Here is an 18362-nt window from a genome sequence, read left to right as displayed (position 1 = left end):
AATGTTAGCTATTTTTTCCAGTTCTAAATGCGATAGGAGTAATATCGGTTGTTTGTTTAAACACCCGGCTAAAATAATGCACATTTTCATACCCAACTAATGAAGCTATTTGATACATTTTTTTGTTGGTCGTTCTAATTAAGTGTTTTGCTGTATTGATTTTTTGCTCACGGACATAATCAACAAAGCACTGCTCGGTCTCTTGACTAAAAAGTCGACTGAAGTAGCTGGGCGATAACCCAAGATGATCGCTAACGGCTTTAAGAGTGATAGCCTGATCGATGTGCTCTGTCACATATCGTTTCGCCTTGAGAATCATGTAGTGGCTCTCGTGGCGATTTTGGTATGCGTCGACTATTATCGCTTTTAACTGGGTTATCCAATCAATATATCCATCGACTCCTTCAATGGTGCTTCCGCCAAGCCAGGTAGACTGTATATCCCGCCACGCTTGAGTCCGCTCTAATCCACACTGCCTCACAAAGTCACTGACCATGTAATGCAGGGCATAGCTTCCACCAAGCAACATTGAAGGGGGTAACATCTTATTGTGTTTAAGGTAGGTTGCGAGGCTATCAAAGCCAGCCACTATGGCTTGGCAATCATTGATGCGGATCTTCTCGGCGATATCTGAGATGTAATGATCAACTTGAGAAGTGTACTGCTGCCAATCAACCCCTTGCACGGATTCAAATTCACTGGATTTCAGTTTTTCAGTAAGCGATACCGCCTGTTCCGCCTCAAGGTAACATTGTCTTAATGACAGCAAACCTTGATGTTTCTTGGATAGACCCGCCGCCACTTCTACGTTGAATGAGCGCTTTGCAGTCTCGATAACAGCTCGGCACATTCTGTTGGTTTGCACCTCTATGAGGTTGACAGAGTGCTGCTCGTCAAACGAATAGATACCAATGAAGTCTGTATCGCCACTTTCAATAATCACGTGGTTAGCACTTGAAGTGCTCTCATTGTCTAGTAACTGCTTCCAAGCTCTTAGGCCTTCAGCAGACAGCTCAGACGCCCCAAAAACACGGAACACAACAACGACAAGACAATACGACTCAAGATGCAGCTGATAGTTTGACAACCGTTGACTCAGCTGCGCTTCGGTATAGACCTTACCCTCTAATACCTCTTTGATAAACACCTTGCCTAACTCTCGGTGATTGCTCTCAATCAGCATAGAGCGCTGCTGCTCCGTTTGCTGCAAAGCCCGCAGTTTCTTTATTTTGCTTGAGACGTTGTTAAGTGTCGCTAGCAGCGAATCCGGCTCCATTTCAAGCTTTAGCAAGTAGTCTGCCGCACCCGCTTTGAGTGCGCCTCTGACCAGGGCAAAATCATCGTATGAACTCAACATAATGAATTGGCTGTTGAGTTTTTCCAGTGTTACCGACTCTAGCAGTTCAATCCCATTCATCACCGGCATTCGAACATCGCTGATTATAATATCTGGGCGATACGTGCGAGCATGCTGAAGCGCTTGTTGACCATTTTCAGCTTCTGCCACGATTTCATAGCCGTGGGCAGTCCAATCGATGATGGAGCGCAGCCCGACACGTGCAAGAAACTCATCATCAACAATAAGGACTTTTAGCATATGACCTCCCTAGCCGGCAGCACGACCGTTACTGATGTATGTTGATTAATGACGCTGTCTATAGTCATGCTAGATTGAATGGAATAGTGGGCGTCCAAACGCTCTCGCAATGTATCTAGGCCAATACTGTTGAAATGATTCTGCCGTCCATGAGGGGTTTCATCCTTCGAATCGAAACCAACGCCATTATCCACCACCCTAAGCCAAATGGACTCATCCACCCTTTTTACCTCTACCATAATCTCACCGGCTCGCTCGCTTGGTAATACGCCATGAAAAATGGCGTTCTCCACCAGCGGTTGGAGCAAAAACTTAAGACATTGGCAACCAAGTGTTGAATCATCTATGTGATAAGTCACACTAAACTTGCTGTTGTAAGCGACCAGTTCAATCTCGACATAGTCCTTTAAAATTGAGATTTCCTCGGCCACGCTAATTACCGAGTCCATTTTGTTGGTGCTGTTTCTCAGCAAGCGAGCGAGAGACTCTATGACCATTTTGATATTGTCGGCCTTTTGAATGATGGCCATCCAGCGAATAGAGTTAAGCGTGTTGTATAAAAAGTGAGGATTTATTTGAGCTTGCAAGGCTCGATATTCGGCATCTTTCTCTCGCTCTTTTTGCGCGATTTGCGACTCAATCAGCTGCCCTATCTTACTGACCATGAAGTTAAAATCTTTGGTCAGTTCACCAAGCTCATCACGGCCATAAGGTGTGGCTTGAACCGCAAAATCTCCATATCGCACTCGGCGAGTCGCTTTACGCAGAGCTCGGATTGGCGCAAGCAACTTTGCGACAGCAGAAAGCCAAAAGAAGGACGCCGTGAATAAGAAAATGACAAATCCCCAAGTAAAATAGCCAAAAAGGTGATAACTCCTATCTGTCACAGCATCTAAATCCAATACCCCAACAGTTATCCAGTTGTAGTCCGATAGCACTTTCACATACACCCTCTGGCTACCTTGTTGAAATTGCGTTGAAAAGTTCGTCCTTTTGAGGTCAATATGCTCACTGATGGCTGACAGCAACTCTGTTGGCACCTCGCCACCTACGAGAGGAGATAACTCGGAATCAAGCACAAACACGTGCCCATCGGTTCTATTGTTGTAACTCGCTACCACAGTGGAAAACAACTTGGAGTCGAGATTAACGTAGAGCATACCTATCCCCCCTCGGTAGCTTCGATCCTTAATGACTCTGAATAGCGATAGCGAGCCTGGGATATTGTCCTCTGTCGAACCCTGATAAACACCCGACCAAACAAACTCATCAGGGTGTGCTAATGCGTAGTCATAGAGAGGGTGATTGAGTACCCATTCGTCGCTAATAGCGTCGGTGAATGCTCGGTCACCAAAAGACATTTTTATGCCATTGAAGCCAAAGACCTTAATGGCATTGACGTTGCTAAAGTGAGAAGAGATTCGATAGTTTTCAAGCTTGGATTCAACAAAGCGCTGCGCGTTAATACTTTCGATAGGGTCGTCGATATAGCGCGTAATTGCTTGCTTCAAGTCGAGGTCGAGATAGACATAGTAGGCATTCATCTTGGTCTCAAGCAGCTCGTGGGCGAGTTGGCTTTGCAAATTTTTGAGCGAATAGTCGTAAGTTTCGGAGGCATTCTCCAGCACGATTTCAAGAAAGTACTTTTTACCAATCAATCCCGCCAACAAGGCAGGAATAGCGACCAGCACCAAAAAAAGAACAATCGCTTTGCCAACCAAACTGTGCTTTAGATTCCGAATCCGCGCTAACAAATTAAGCCCCCAGGGTTAGTGTTGGTGTTACTCATCAATCCAGTACAGCTCCCCTACACTTCACTCTATTCGCTTTACCATGTTTTCGCGCAATGACGGCTCACGTTGTTTGCAAAGTTCCACATGGTAGAACTTTTCTGACACATAAAGAAAAACCCGGTACTGCAGAGCACCGGGCTTTGAATATTTAGTTTGAGTTTTTATTGCTAGGCTCTTGGTAGCCACACGCTCATGTCTTGCTCTTCTCGGTTGGCCCAAGCAAAGTAAGGAATAAAGCGCACAGAGACCTGCTTTTCTTGGTCGTCCGTCATCGGGTAATACAGCGTCTCGCCTTGCGGGCGATGGACCAGGTTAGCCTTGAGGCCAACCATGCCATGAGGCAGGTCTTCAATAGTCTCTTCGGTAAACTGAGTGTTGACTGAGATCGCTAGATCATCGACGGTGTAACCCGTTTCTACGTCGCTCCCTTCAAGGCAATACACCACTGGACCACGCTTCACCGCCACCATGCCGTTGGCTTGCTCAAGCATTGGATTAGCAGAATACAGCTGAGCAGACATCGGTAAATGGATGGCAAGCTTGTCGCCTTTTGATACTGTGATTTCATGTATCCCTTTCTCAACCACTTGACCATTTACTGTCGCACCACTGCACCATGCAGGAATACGGTAGCTAAGCGTTACGCCACCTTGAGGCGCATCCTCAATAGCGATGGAAACATCTTGGTCCCATGGGTAGTTCGTTTCCATATCGATAGTGACTGGCGAACCGCACGGTAAAATGGTGTCCAGTTTCGCACCCGCAAACAGGTTAATAGACACGGCTCTCTCTGCCACAGAGTAGACCCATTTAGGCATACCAGTGAACGTTCGCAGTAGTTGCGGTGGGCAGCACCAGCAATCAAATGTGAAGAATCGCTCGTTAGGTACATGCGAGTATTGACCAAAGGTGGGTTCAATATGGTGACATGCACGGTGTGCTAGTGGGTTAGCATAGAAATAACGGGTCATATCCAGGTTTGAGCCCGAGATACCCGCATTGAACAGGATGGTCTCCATCCAGTCACCGTACTCCGCATTGCTAGTGACCTGCAGCATGCGCTTCGCCCACATCGCAACCGCAATGTTGGCACACGTTTCGTTATAAGCAACACGGTGTGGTAGGTTGTACTCCGACGCAAAAGACTCATAGATTGGGTCTCCACGGTCGGACACGCCTACATACTGAGGACCGACGCCACCAGTGATATAGATACGGCGCTTAACAAGGTCGTTCCAGATACGTTCAACCGCTTCCAATAGCGCCGGCTCACCGGTTTTAGCATAAACATCAACGGCCCCTGCGTATAAGTAGGCGCCTGTTACAGCGTGACCAATTGGCTGTGTTTCTTCACGCAGCGGTACGCGGTTTTGATTACAGTCACCACCAATGTCTGGATTTTCACCGCGCATATGAGTAAAGATATCCGCCAGCTCCAAGTACTTGTTGTCGCCTGTTAGAGTGTGTAGCTCAACTAAGCCCATGATCTGGCTTGGGTTAAAGCCAAAGTGGCACAATTCGAAGTCACGTGGTGAGAAGGTTTCCCACAAGTAATCTGCAGCTTTAATCGCAACATTCAATAGTCGCATATCACCGGTCACTTCATGATGGATGCAAGACATCGTAAATAGATGCCCCATATTATAAAGCTCATGGTTTTCTGTATCTGTCCAACGTTCTTGGTCGGTTAGCAGTGTTTGTGTACCAATATATCCATCAGCTTCTTGTGCAGCCTCAATCCAAGGAATATATTTATTAACAACGGTTAAAATACGCTCATCTTGTGTGACTGCGTATTGGTTCATGCAGCCTTCTAAGAATTTATAACAGTCTCCATCGGACCATTCATTCATATAGAACTTGCCGTCAACCTCACCAGCCGCAATACCAAAATTAAGCATTCTCGCTGCATTCTCTTCTTCCAAAAGTGCGCTTTCGAGATTTTCAATGATGCTCATGTATTCGTCGACACGCTTAGCCCAAAATCCATTGGTTAAATGCGCATCGCCCGTCTTTAAAGACTGAAACTTCGTGTATTTCTTCATCTAAATATACCCAAATATCATATTTACAATTATTAAAACTGGTGTAGAAATAATTAACGACATCAAATAAAACAAAAGCCAGCTAAAATAATTTCTAGCGTTCGCCAATTGCTAATTAGTATGTCTTACAGTCATGCCAAATATTGTGACCTAGGTAACACTTCATTTTTGCAGGAACAGTTTCCCACTATATGGGAGGCCGAGTTTTATGTTAGTAAATATGATCATCGCTATATTATCGATGTTTTTACTTCATGAGGTCTCGTCGAAAATTCTGATCTTGGGTACCCGTTTAACACGTGTAGAGCCATGGCAAAGTCTTGAGCTTGAATTCCAGATATGAGAAAACACGCAATAAAGCGTTTCTTTTTATGAAGGTAAATTTAGTAAACAGAAAATAAGAATTGGAGCGTGCAGCGGGAATCGAACCCGCATCATCAGCTTGGAAGGCTGAGGTAATAGCCATTATACGATGCACGCATCATCGTGGGACGAGAGTTAATATGCCACATCTGATAGAAAAGAAAAGCCTCTTTTTGCTCATTTTGGGTTAACTGCGCATCTTTGCTTCGATTTGCTTCTTAATTGCACTATCACACTGATGTAAAAAGGAAAAGTGAGACACGAGTCTCACTTTTCCTCTACTAGTAGTTAGGTCAGTTCATCTATACCATGGTTGGGTCTGGTTCTAGTCCCATTAGCGAGCGACCTAAGATCTGTGCACAGACATCGTAGTCCGTGTAGGCGTGTGCGCCAGTCATATGAGAGTCACGGAACAAACGCTGCGCTTCATTATCGCTAAACCATGCCATACCACCAGAAGCCTCGAACAGACGGTCAACGCTTTCGATACAGATCTTAACCGCGTATGCTTGATTCGTTCGCCAGAATGATAGTGTCTCGGCAGATGGGTATTCTTTACGCTCACCATGTTCTTTATGGTCATCCCAAGTCTTTTCTAATAGTGCTCGAGCTGCAGCGACCTGATGCGTCGATTCAGCTAAACGCATCAATGCGGGTGTTGCCACTCCCACATTCGCGCCTGTATAGGCACGGACTCGGTTCTTCTGTTTCTCTTTATAGACTTCCAACATACGCTCTGCGATACCCAAACTGATAGCAGCGAAGCCACAAGCGAAATATGGACGGTATGGGGTATAGAAAATATCGCTATCTGGATACAAGTCAAAGCCGGCAGAATACCCTTCCATCATGCCTTTCGCAGTCTCAATGCGGTGTTCAGGGATAAAGACGTCGCGAAGTTCTAGTGTTTTAGTACCACTGGACTTCATTCCTGCCGCATACCAATCATCGACAATCTTGTATTGATGGCGAGGTACGACACCAAAACAGTAAACCTTGTTGCCGTCTTCATCGAAACGATTGAATCCTAAGATTGCCCAGTCAGCGTGATCGCAGCCACTACTCCAACGCATGTCGCCATTAAAGATAACACCACCTTCAGTCTCTTCTGTCTTACCGAATGGCGCGATACTGCTGCTTGCTGTTGCTTCTGGGTCGGATCCCCAAAACTCTTCTTGTGCCTGTTTAGAGAACATCGCCATTTGATGGCTATGCGTTGCTAGCAAGCTCGCTCCCCAAGCGGTGCCGCCACAAGCGCCAGCTAGCGCGGCAACACAATCCGCAAATTCAGGAAGAGAGATCTCTAAGCCACCGTATGCTTTCGGCTGAAACGCTCTAAAGAAGCCAATTTCTCGTAACAAGCGAATGTTCTCTTCCGGTGGTGTACGGTCCTGTTCAGCTTGCATGGCATTGCTAGCAATAGTTGGAAGAACAGTTTGAAGTTTTTCGAGTAGAGGATTAGGTCTTTTCATCATCGATTCCTTTTGAACGTTAGCCCTGTAGTAATTGTGTTGGGTGGGCAATTACTAGGTAGTATGTTCACAAAACCGACAATGTTAAATGGATGTTAGCTACGTTAACTTGTACTTTTCGTAGATTTACCTAATATATTAACTATTATCAAAATCAAAAGGTGAGTTGGATACATGGAAGCACTAACGATACCGAATTTGAACATTGGGAAAGTCTACGACTCTCGTTACGAGGAGAGTGAATTTCACGTCGAAAAACTCGACAGTTTAGCGCTGTTTTTTGGTCGGAATATGCCAACACACTACCATGATCGCTACTATCAGATTCACTGTATTCTAGAAGGGAACACCCACGTATTGTTGGATGAATCCCATTATTCCAAACACGGCGTCACCCTATTCTTCACCCCTCCAACAGTACCGCACTCCTTCGTGACTGACGATCACGCCAGCGGCTTTGTAATTACGGCAAGCCAAACATTAGTGTGGCGACTGTTGGACATCGAGATTGGGCGCAATGATGTAGCTTCAACGGCGATGCAGCCATTTTGTACTGAGATCCCCGAAGACCACCGACTTATTCAACGCTTTGAGCAGTTGATTGATGAGCAAAGTGGCGCGGATTTCATGAGTGACTCTGCATGTCAGGCTATATTGCAATTGCTCCTAATTGATGTACTGCGGCTTGCTAATGCGCAGCCAACGAACACCACGTACCGCAGCAATGATGTCCATGTTTTCAATCAGTTTAGTCAGCTCATCGAGCAAAACTATAAGTCTCATTGGACCTTACCTCAGTACGCGGATGAATTAGGTTTAACTACCGCGAGGCTCAATGATATTTGTCGCCGAGTGAGTGGGCTTGCGTCTAAACGTCTAGTAGCAGACCGTGTCATGCAAGAAGCAAGACGCTTGCTGCTGCTTACCGCGATGTCGGTACAAGAAGTGGCGTATGAGCTGGGCTATCAAGATCCGGCGTATTTTGCGAGGTTCTTTAAGAAAAACTCTGGGGAAACCGCGTCTGGGTTTAGAGAAAGGGAGCAGCGATAGCGACTCCCTTATATTGGACTTTAATTCAGATGGTTGAGTAATTTGGGCTAGTCTAAACCACCCATAAATAAGTACTTCATTTCCATAAACTCATCCATCCCGTATCGTGAACCTTCACGGCCGAGGCCTGACTCTTTAACGCCACCAAACGGAGCAGCAGCCGTCGATATCAAGCCTTCATTGATGCCTACCATCCCAACTTCTAGTGCATCCCCGACTCGCCACGCCTTACCTAGTGATTTGGTATAGAAATAACCAGCAAGGCCTGATTCAGTGTCATTGGCTCGCTCGATAACCTCTGACTCACTAGAGAACCTAAATAATGGAGCCAATGGACCAAACGTTTCTTCTTCGGCAATCAACATCTCATCGGTGACCTCAGTGACAACAAACGGGTGAACAAACTGTTTATTCGTGGAATCAAACTCGCCACACTGAACCACCGCCCCTTTTTCAAGGGCATCACTGACGTGAGCTTGCACTTTTGCTACTGCTTGTTCATTGATTAGCGGACCAATGGTAACGCCTTCTTCAAAGCCATCACCGACCTTTAGTGCTAGCACTCTTTTAGTCAGTTTACTTGCAAACTCCTCGTAAACCGCGTCATGAACGTACAGTCGATTAGCGCACACACAGGTCTGTCCGGCGTTTCTAAACTTAGCAATCATGGCACCTTCAACAGCCGCATCAACGTCTGCATCTTCAAAGACAATAAATGGCGCATTTCCACCAAGCTCAAGTGCCATCTTCTTGATAGAAGATGCAGATTGATTCATGAGGATTCGCCCCACGTTGGTAGAACCAGTAAACGACACTTTACGAACCTTCTTGCTCGATGTCAGCACGCTACCAATCTCGATCGCATCACCGGTAATTACATTAAACAAACCATCAGGAATCCCCGCCTGCTGAGCCAACTTCGCTAGCGCTAACGCAGTGAATGGTGTTTCAGGCGCTGGCTTTAGTACGACGGAACAGCCTGCTGCAAAAGCGGGAGCACATTTGCGCGTGATCATTGCTGCTGGAAAGTTCCAAGGGGTAATAGCCGCCACCACGCCTATTGGCTCTTTCGTGACAACAATCTTGCCATCCGCTTTATGGCTAGGGATGATTTCTCCGTAGGCACGTTTCGCTTCTTCGCTGTACCAAAGAACAAAGCTTGCGGCGTAAGCAATTTCCCCTTTCGCTTCAGCAAACGGCTTTCCCTGCTCTGTCGTCAAGATACGGGCTAAATCATCCGTATTTTCAACGATTAGCTCGTACCATTTCCTCAATACCAAAGACTTATGTTCAGCTGTCGTTTGCTTCCATCCTTGAAACGCCGCTTGGGCAACTTCGACGGATAATTCAGCTTCGACCGTGCCAAGATTCGGTACACCACCTATTGGCTGCTGAGTCGAAGGGTTCACTACACTTGTGTATTTTTCAGTTGGCGACGCAAACCACTCTCCGCCTATAAAGCAGTGCTCGGTTATAAATAGCGCTGGGTTAGTTAACTGCATATCGCCCCCTTAATCTGTTACTTCGAATACAACGTTCACTTGTCCGGTCCCGGAGCTCGGGAAGTATTCTGTGACTACGGTACTTTCGCCTTCATATTTATCCCAGCCGAGTGCACCAAAAAGCATAGCCGTATCGTGCATGCCACCTTCCCCAGAGCAAAGGTTGGCGTAATCTGGCAGCATTTTAAGGAAGGTCGAGTAATCGCGCTGTGCCCACAGTTCAAGCACTCTTAAATCAACCTGTCGGTTGAACTCTTTTGAGATGGTGAAGGTGCCATTGTTGGCTTCGTAGTCCTCATTATTCCAAATTCGATGCGATAGCGACCCTGAAGCGAGCAACATCACGCGACTATTACTGGCTTCAATCGCTTCTCGAATCGCTTCTCCCAGTCTTCTAGACGATTGGATATCGTGAACCGTACACCAAGCGGCAATTGAGACAACTTTGAACTGACAGTCTTCGTTCATATAACGCATAGGTACCAACGTGCCATACTCTAGATCCAGAGAATCTACTTGATGCGACAAGGTATACACGCCTTTTTCTGTCGCCAGCTCAGCGATTTTATCGCCCAGTTCTGGGTTTCCGTAGTATTGGTAGCCTAGGTTTTGAATAAAATGGGGAAACTCGTTACTAGTATAGGTGCCAGAGAACTTGTCTCGCGCATTGATGTGATAGCCCGCATTGACCAGCCAGTGCGTATCTAAGACGACAACAGTATCAACATCGAGATCCTTAGCCATCTGAGCGATCTGCTTGTGGCCATCAATCGCAGGCTTTCGACAACCATGAAGACGGCCAGGTTCTTCGGACATTAACATAGTTGGTACATGAGTAATTTTGGCGGCAACGCAGAGTTTTCCCATCGTTCTATTCCTTTTGAATATGGCTTCCCGTCATTGTGCAAAGAAGCTCGTTGTACGGTTTCAAGTTATCGATTAAGCCCTTAATAGAGGCTAAAAATCATGATGACCGATGCCGTCACTAGGCTCACGGTCACCATTGCAAAAATGGTGGTTGGAAGCAGCACTGCTGAGCAGATGGCTCCCATGTTGTATTTCTGTCCAATCACGGCGTAGACACCAAACATAGGCATGCTTGCCAAAATTACGGCAACGGCAGCCATAGTCGGCTCAAGGTCAAACCAAAGCAGAATCATTATTAGCAACAGCAAAGGGTGTATAAGCAGCTTGCCCAGCATCACCGTGCCGATTTCCTTCTTGCGTCCGCGAACACTGACGCCAACCAGACCGCCCCCTATGGTAAACAAGGCCACACCTGTGACTGTATTTGCTAACATGTCAACGATATGGGTTGCGGTTTCGGGCGTTTTTATCCCAAGCGCTGATACAGACATGCCTAGCACTATCGCCATCACGACCGGGTTCTTAGCCAGGCTAAAAAACGTTGCTTTCATTTTCTCAGTTAACTGACTACCGCCACCGCCGTTTGTAATGTCTGCGAGCGTAAGGAGTAGCGGTAGCATTATTAAGTTTTCCACCACGAGAGTGAGCGAAAACGGCACTAATGCTTGTGTTCCGAACAGAAAGAAAATGATCGGAAAACCGATAAGTAAACTGTTTGAAAAACTCCCACCGAGTCCTAGCACCACGCTTTCTGTGAGGTTCTTTTGTAGAACTAACGCACTCACCACAGCGACCAATATGAAAGCGAGCAGAGAGCCTATGGTGTAAACCAGCAAATAGTCCGCATTCCAAATTTCAAAGAGCGGTCTGGTGCTTAGAGCACTGAAAATGGCCGCTGGCAATCCGAAGTTAAACACAAACGCCGCAAGCGCCTTGTGACCATTTTCCGGAATAATTTTTTGTTTAGAAGCAAGGTAGCCCAGGCCAATAACGAGAAAAACAGGAAGAATAGTCATCACCACATGATTCAAATGCCCTAGTGACAGCATGTTGCTCTCCCTTTCTCTTTCAAGCGTTGTTGTTCGCCGCTAGCTTCTGATGAATATTGTTCTTCTTGTAATTCAGCTCTGGATGCAGCTCGATCATCTCAAAACCAATGCTGAGATACTGGCTATCAAACGTTGGCTGTAAATAGTCACAAAACACGTTAAAGATTCGCTCTGCCGCTTGGCGGCGAACCTCAAGGTCTCGCCCTACTCCCACTTTTGCCGTGAGATGTATAAAGCGATTGTTTGGGTCTTCGTCGGCAACGAGGTAATAGTCGCTCTTAACGGCTCGGGTTCGAATTCCACCTTTTGGAAATACGCCTGTTTCGATGGCTTCTCGGTGAATCACTTTCATCAGCTCGGGAATATCGATATCCGACTCAATATTTGGTGAAAATTCCATAATAAAATGTGGCATTAGGTCACTCCTTAAAAAAGGCTCGCCAAGCTGGACGAAGCGAGCCTGCGCAAAGGTTATTATTATTGTTTCAACTACTACCTATTGTTTTCCTAGCGTAGGGACGTTGTGAGTGTCATGCGCAATACAAATATTCTTCGTTTCCATATAGAAATCGAAGCTCCAGTCTCCACCATCACGACCAATGCCCGACATTTTTACGCCGCCAAATGGTGATGGTAGGTTTCGATTGTTTTCAGAGTTCACCCAGATCATTCCTGCCTCTACTTTGCTAGCCATGCGCATAGCTCGACCTGTGTTTGAGGTCCAGATATAACCTGATAGCCCGTAATCAGTATCGTTTGCGATCTCGAGGGCTTGCTCTTCACTATCAAACTCAATACAGGTTAGTACTGGCCCAAAGATCTCCTCTTTGGCAATACGCATATTGTTATCGGCGTCTGTAAACAGCGTAGGCGTCAGATAGTTACCATTTCCTAAGCTATCAATCGCTTTGCCACCTACAGCGATGGTCGCGCCATCTTCGGTTGCAGCGTCCATATAACTCAAGACTTTGTTGTAATGGGATTGATGAACCAGAGGGCCAACTTCTGTCGCAGGATCTAATGGATGGCCGACTTGAATGTTCTCGACTCGTGCTTTTAGTGCTTCAATGAACTTGGGCTTGATGCCACTTTGAATAAGAAGGCGGCTTGAACTGGTGCAGCGCTGACCGTTTAAGCTATAAATCATGAACACAACAGCATCGAGTGCGCGTTCGAAATCAGCATCATCAAACACGATGACAGGGTTCTTTCCGCCAAGTTCAAAGTGAACGCGCTTAAGCGTTGGTGCGCCTTGAGCTTGAATCATCGAGCCCGTCACGGTTTCACCAACAAACGCCACCGCTTTGATTGCTTTATGTTCGGTCAATGCTTTACCTGCAACTTCACCAAAACCATTCACCATGTTCCACACACCCGCAGGCAGACCCGCCGCTTCCGCACATTCCGCCAATATTGCTGCCGTTAATGGGCTGAATTCCGCCGGTTTGTGAACAACAGTACAACCCGCCGCTAACGCAGGTGCAATCTTCCACGTTGATAACATGAAAGGGGTATTCCAAGGAGTAATGACGCCGACAGGACCAATCGGTGTACGAACCGTATAGTTTGTGTGATTGTCTTGGTGCAGAGACAATCCATTTTTCGCTTCCGGTGACTTATCCGCAAAAAATCGGAAGTTCGCGGCTCCGCGAATGGCTGCCTGCTTCATAAAACGCAGTGGTTGACCACAGTCCATGGATTCAACTAAAGCGATTTCTTCCGCTCGCTCTTCGATTTTGTCGGCTAGGCGATGCAGGATCTTTTTACGTTCACCACCAGACATCTCCGCCCATTCTGTAAATGCTGATTGCGCCGCAAGGCACGCTTGGTTCACATCTTCAGCGCTGCCTTTGACGACTTTACCAAGGCTTTCGTTGTTCGTTGGCGATAGGTTTTCGAATGTTTCACCCTCCGAACCTAAACTCCACTCGCCTGCAATATAATGACCGAGTGTTTGGTTGCGATATTTTGCTAGGTACTGCTCGGCTTTGGTGAGGTTGCTATCTAGTTGTTGAGCCATAATCTTTGTTCCTTTTTCTTATTCTGAGCTATCGCTGAGCGTAAAAATCTTGCTCTGAGAGCACTGGATTTTCGAGCGCGCCAATTCCTTCGATTTCGCAGCGAACCACATCGCCAGGATGAATGTCTTTTAGCCCTTTCGGCGTGCCTGTCGCGATAAGGTCGCCCGGTTTTAGGGTCATAAATTCACTTAAGTACTCAATCAAGAAAGGCACATCGAAGATCATGTCGGCCGTCGTCCCAACCTGAGTCACTTCGCCATTGACCTGAGTTTCAAGCTTGAGGTTAGTGACATCTTCTATGTCCTCTACATCCACAATCCACGGGCCAACAGGACACAATGAATCTCGGCTTTTCACCCTTAGGTTTGGTCGGTAGTAATTCTCTAGGTAGTCGCGAATAGCGTAGTCGTTACACACAGTAAAACCGCTCACATACTGAAGCGCATCCTCACGTTTTACGTTGCGCGCCTCCTTACCAATTACAGCAACTAGCTCACACTCGTAATGCATAAACTCAATGCCATCTGGTCGATATGATGGCTTGCCGTGTGGTGTTAGCGTGTTTTGACCCTTGAGGAAAACTAATGGTTCTTTAGGTGGTTCAAAGGCGAGCTCTGACGCATGATCGGCATAGTTAAGACCCAGTGCGAAAATCGTTCCTGGGTTCTCTACTGGTACCAGAAACTCATAGGCACCTGACTCAATCACATCACCCGCTTCGGTATTCACCGATAGATCGTCATTGACTGTCACATTCAGCACTTGTTGTTGATATTGAATACGTGCGCGTTTCATTACTCACCTCCTGCGACAATATTTTCTAAACGTAGTACCTCACCAAGCGTCGAGGTGACGTGATCGTATGGCTGGAGTTCGACGCGCTCACCCGCAAAGCCAACCGCGATGACATCTCCTTTCTCTAGCGTCATAATGCGAGAGATCTTTTCAAGCAACTGCTCGACATCACGCTCTAATCGACTCAAAGGAAAGTAGCGCTTTACCGAACCATTAACTGCCGTCACCAGCTCCAGTTCTTTGTAGTTGCTCAAATCTGATGTGAGCACAGGGACAGATATCGTGGCAGACTTATCGATACATTTACCCTTGATATCTGGACGGTAATAGCTTGCTTCTGGCAAAGAAAAATCATGCAACAGCGCAAACCCTTCCACATAGTTAAGAGCCTCTTCTTGAGTCACTCGACAGCAACGCTTGCCAATAATCACTGCTAGACTCGCACCAACAACGAGCTCGTTTTGCTTCACGGGCCATTCGATAGCACGGTTATCATGGTTCCAAGTATTGTGTGGCTTGAAATACAGCACAGGCTCTGTCGGCAAAGCCTTGTATGGTGGTTGCTCAAAGGTGTCAGCCAAGTTTTCGAGCTGTTGGCTATCGTTGAGCGCCACGCAAACTACTTTCCCTTGTAATTTCGCATTCATCGTTTTTCCTACCTTTAATAGACGTTATCGATGACGGGGGTTTCAATATCGTCAACGTGTTTAAGTTTGTATGCGAGCTGCTCCGCACTTAGGCGAAGAAGCAGCGTATCGACGCCAGCACCGATGAAGGTAACGCCGCGATCGGCATAATCTTTCGCTTGGGTTGGGTTTAGAGAGAGTATTCCCACCGCTTTGCCTGCTTTTTGAATCACGTCGATCGCATGGTCGATCGCGGCAGACACTTCAGGGTGACTAGGGTTGCCAATGTGCCCCATCGAGCCACTTAGGTCTGACGGACCAATAAAGATGCCATCAATGCCCTCAACCGCGGCGATTGCCTCAATGTTTTCGATCGCTTCTTTGGTCTCTACTTGAACTAAAATGCAAATTTGGTCGTTAGCGCGGTGCAGATACTGTGGAATACGATTCCACTGCGATGCTCGTGCGAGCGCACTGCCAATACCACGAGCACCAAGCGGCGGGTATAACGCTGATTTCACGACATTTTCTGCTTGTTCAGCGGTATTGATCATTGGCACCAACAAGGTTTGCGCACCAATATCTAACAGTCGCTTTATCAGTGTCGGGTTAGCATCTTCAGCACGGACTATTGGTGACGTGTTGTATGGTGCGAGCGCTTGCAGATGAAACTTAATATTGGTTAGGTCAAACGAGGCGTGTTCACCATCGATTAATACCCAATCGAACCCTGCTCCACCGCAGATCTCTGCGCAGCTCGTATCTGGCAATCCAAGCCACAATCCCCACAATGGGTCGTTGCCTGTTAAAGACTGTTTAAATTGGTTTTCTAACATAGCTCCCCCCTACACGAACTTGACTGAAATACCGCCTAGCGGACCAAAGTCAGCATGAATCGTGTCGCCTTCTTTCACAGGAACAGGTCTTGTAAAGGAGCCCGCTAGAATGACCTGACCCGGCTCAAGAGAAACGCCATGCGGTGCAAAGCGCTTGCAGACCCAGCAGATACCATTTGCAGGGTGACCTAATACCCCAGCCGCAAGGCCGGTTTCCTCGATCTGCCCATTGAGATACAGCATGGCGCCAGCCCATCGAAGGTCGATTTCTGTTGGTTTGATCGGTCGTCCACCTAAAATGATGCCGGCATTTGCAGCGTTATCTGCGATGGTGTCGTACACCTTGCGGGTATAGCCTGTCTCGGGATCGGTTCGATGGCATCGAGCTGCAATAAGTTCGAGCGCTGGAATGACGTAATCGGTCGCGTTGAGGACATCGAAAATGGTGACGTTGTCACCTTCTAGTTTATCTTTAAGAACAAAAGCCAGTTCTACTTCGATGCGGGGGTCTAGAAAGTCTGAAACAGGGATCTGCGCACCATCAGAAAAGAACATGTCATCCAAAAGTACGCCGTAGTCAGGTTGGTCGATATTAACGGCCATTTGCATAGCGCGTGACGTCAGTCCGATTTTGTAACCTTTAACCTCTGCCCCTTCGCGTTTTTTGCGTTCCACCCAACGGCTCTGGATCTTGTAGGCATCGTCCATCGACATTTCTGGGTAATCCAACGTAAGAGCAGCGATCTGCTCTCTGGTTTTCTCTGCCTTATAGAGACGTTCGGCAGCTACTTGAATTTGCTCTTCTGTTAACATTCGATTTCCTTTCGTTTCCGTGCTGGCTAAAGCAATGACTTATTGTTTTCTATTTTGGTCTTGCTGACTGAGCGGTTACTCGCCCAAAGTAATTAACATGTTAAGTACTTTAGTTAATATGTTAAATAAAGTCCAGAAATGACGAAATGCAGATTAAGTAACTGTATTTAAATAGATTTAATTAAAACTCCAATTTTACAGAATGATGAAATGTAACTTCATTTCATACTTACCGTGACAGGAGTCATGATTTTTGATGGGTATTCAGAGCAAAGTGAGGCATCTATCACTAAGAGTGTTTTACAAAACCCTGATTAATTTTTGATTCATTGATCTAGTTAACATATTAAGCATTATTGATACATTTAATTAACACTGGCGATTTGATTTTGAGCGAAACTAGTTAATATATTAAGTAATCAACAAAACAACGACTCACTAAGTGGGCAATGCTCAAGCAGGATCGAGCAACTAATAAACCGTGAAACGAAAGGAAAGACGTTATGCGAGTAAATAAAGTCGCCGCTATTACTACAACTGCTCTACTTCTTATGGGATCTTTTTCCGTACACGCTGAACCAGAAAAAGTCATTAAAATCAGTACTTGGGGTTCACCCAACCATGGCATCAACAAGGTTGTATGGCCAACTTGGGGACAATGGATAGAAGAAGCGACTGATGGTCGTGTCGGTATCAAAATTGAATACGATCTCGCCCCACCACAAACACAAGTTGATGTCGTTACAGATGGCATCGGTGATGTCACTTGGATTTTTCATGGTCACAAAGCAGGACGCTTTCAGTTGACTCAGTTACCTGAAATTCCAACCTTTTCTGAAGGTACAAGCTCTGAGTTAATGTCGCAAGCTTACTGGCGAACCTACGATAAGTACCTTAAGAAAGGGCGTGAGCACCGCGGTGTAGAAGTGATGGCATTGAGTGTCCATGGACCCGGTCAGCTTATTACTAAAAACCCAGTTGAGTCCCTTGAAGCTATTCAGGGCAAGAAAATTCGCGTCGGTGGTGGTGTGATTTCCTCTGTCGCCAAAGATATGAAGGTGACTCCAGTTTTCATTCCAACAACTAAAGTTTACGAATCTATCTCTCAAGGTGTCGTTGAAGGCGCGTATCAACCGGTTGAGGCGCTGAGTTCATTCCGACTTGCCGAAGTTGCAGACAATACACTAGTGATTCCAGGCGGCCTATATCGCGGCAGCTTTGCCATTGTTATGAACATCGATACCTTCCGTGGACTTTCGAAAGAAGATCAACAAGCGATCAAAGATGTTTCCGGCGAAAAACTCTCGCGTTTGTTCGGCAAAATGTGGGATGACGTAGACAACGCTGCTTACGAAACCGCTTTAGAGGGCGGGCATACCTTCACTCCAGCAACACCAGAAATGATTGAGTCTTTGAAAAAATCCAGCGAGCCGCTCGTCAATAACTGGTACAAGGTTGCGAAAAAGCGCAAGGTCGATGGTCCTGCCGCTTATGAGTATTTCTACCAACAACTTGATCAAGGATTGTAATCAC

15 protein-coding genes and 1 tRNA gene are annotated in these 18362 nt (G+C 46.5%); 2 read left to right on the top strand and 14 right to left on the bottom strand.

The window, feature by feature from the left end:
* Positions 1–4: 4 nt before the first annotated feature.
* The 5 genes from LY387_RS23060 to LY387_RS23040 form a co-directional block, all read right to left on the bottom strand.
* A complete protein-coding gene (locus LY387_RS23060; RefSeq protein ID WP_234496510.1) occupies positions 5–1597 on the bottom strand; it encodes a response regulator in 1593 nt (530 codons plus the stop codon).
* A complete protein-coding gene (locus tag LY387_RS23055; RefSeq protein WP_234496509.1) occupies positions 1591–3351 on the bottom strand; it encodes a sensor histidine kinase in 1761 nt (586 codons plus the stop codon). Before LY387_RS23055 ends, LY387_RS23060 begins: the two co-directional genes overlap by 7 nt.
* Before the next feature lie 206 nt (positions 3352–3557).
* Positions 3558–5435, bottom strand: coding sequence for a glycoside hydrolase family 127 protein (locus tag LY387_RS23050; RefSeq protein ID WP_234496508.1), 1878 nt, complete (start codon positions 5433–5435; stop codon positions 3558–3560).
* Between the two features lie 405 nt (positions 5436–5840).
* A tRNA-Gly gene (locus LY387_RS23045) sits at positions 5841–5915 on the bottom strand.
* 185 nt (positions 5916–6100) lie between these two features.
* Positions 6101–7273, bottom strand: a complete 1173-nt coding sequence (locus tag LY387_RS23040) for a p-hydroxyphenylacetate 3-hydroxylase oxygenase component (RefSeq protein ID WP_234496507.1) — start codon at positions 7271–7273, stop codon at positions 6101–6103.
* A 171-nt stretch (positions 7274–7444) separates the two neighbouring features.
* Here LY387_RS23040 and hpaA point away from each other — a divergent pair, with 171 nt between their 5' ends.
* Positions 7445–8320, top strand: a complete 876-nt coding sequence (hpaA, locus tag LY387_RS23035; RefSeq protein WP_234496506.1) for a 4-hydroxyphenylacetate catabolism regulatory protein HpaA — start codon at positions 7445–7447, stop codon at positions 8318–8320.
* A gap of 47 nt (positions 8321–8367) precedes the next feature.
* Here hpaA and LY387_RS23030 read toward each other — a convergent pair whose 3' ends face one another.
* The 9 genes from LY387_RS23030 to hpaH all read right to left on the bottom strand — a co-directional run bounded on the left by LY387_RS23030 (position 8368) and on the right by hpaH (position 16829).
* A complete protein-coding gene (locus tag LY387_RS23030) occupies positions 8368–9822 on the bottom strand; it encodes an NAD-dependent succinate-semialdehyde dehydrogenase (protein WP_234496505.1) in 1455 nt (484 codons plus the stop codon).
* A gap of 9 nt (positions 9823–9831) precedes the next feature.
* The gene (gene hpaD, locus LY387_RS23025) at positions 9832–10689 is read right to left on the bottom strand and encodes a 3,4-dihydroxyphenylacetate 2,3-dioxygenase (protein WP_042497436.1); all 858 of its coding nucleotides are present in this window, start codon (positions 10687–10689) and stop codon (positions 9832–9834) included.
* An 80-nt stretch (positions 10690–10769) separates the two neighbouring features.
* Entirely contained in the window at positions 10770–11738 is a 969-nt protein-coding gene (locus LY387_RS23020; RefSeq protein WP_234496504.1) for an AEC family transporter, read from the bottom strand.
* Between the two features lie 19 nt (positions 11739–11757).
* Positions 11758–12153, bottom strand: a complete 396-nt coding sequence (locus tag LY387_RS23015) for a 5-carboxymethyl-2-hydroxymuconate Delta-isomerase (protein ID WP_234496503.1) — start codon at positions 12151–12153, stop codon at positions 11758–11760.
* Positions 12154–12234: 81 nt separating this feature from the next.
* Positions 12235–13758: a 5-carboxymethyl-2-hydroxymuconate semialdehyde dehydrogenase gene (gene hpaE / locus LY387_RS23010; protein ID WP_234496502.1), complete on the bottom strand. Its 1524-nt coding sequence runs from the start codon at positions 13756–13758 to the stop codon at positions 12235–12237.
* A 28-nt stretch (positions 13759–13786) separates the two neighbouring features.
* A complete protein-coding gene (locus LY387_RS23005) occupies positions 13787–14554 on the bottom strand; it encodes a fumarylacetoacetate hydrolase family protein (RefSeq protein WP_234496501.1) in 768 nt (255 codons plus the stop codon).
* Positions 14554–15201 (bottom strand): fumarylacetoacetate hydrolase family protein, encoded by a 648-nt coding sequence (locus tag LY387_RS23000; protein WP_234496500.1) that lies wholly within the window; start codon positions 15199–15201, stop codon positions 14554–14556. The genes LY387_RS23005 and LY387_RS23000 overlap by 1 nt, the downstream gene beginning before the upstream one ends.
* 14 nt (positions 15202–15215) lie before the next feature.
* Positions 15216–16016, bottom strand: coding sequence for a 4-hydroxy-2-oxoheptanedioate aldolase (gene hpaI, locus LY387_RS22995; protein WP_234496499.1), 801 nt, complete (start codon positions 16014–16016; stop codon positions 15216–15218).
* Between the two features lie 9 nt (positions 16017–16025).
* Positions 16026–16829: a 2-oxo-hept-4-ene-1,7-dioate hydratase gene (hpaH, locus tag LY387_RS22990; RefSeq protein WP_042470151.1), complete on the bottom strand. Its 804-nt coding sequence runs from the start codon at positions 16827–16829 to the stop codon at positions 16026–16028.
* A 503-nt stretch (positions 16830–17332) separates the two neighbouring features.
* Between hpaH and LY387_RS22985 the strand changes: the two genes are divergently transcribed.
* Positions 17333–18358 (top strand): TRAP transporter substrate-binding protein, encoded by a 1026-nt coding sequence (locus LY387_RS22985; RefSeq protein ID WP_042470147.1) that lies wholly within the window; start codon positions 17333–17335, stop codon positions 18356–18358.
* Positions 18359–18362: the final 4 nt, after the last annotated feature.

The sequence above is a fragment of the Vibrio maritimus genome, assembly GCF_021441885.1.
Lineage (GTDB): Bacteria > Pseudomonadota > Gammaproteobacteria > Enterobacterales > Vibrionaceae > Vibrio > Vibrio maritimus_B.
The sequence above is the reverse complement of the archived record's forward strand: the minus strand, read 5'-3'. Positions and strand labels throughout refer to the sequence as shown.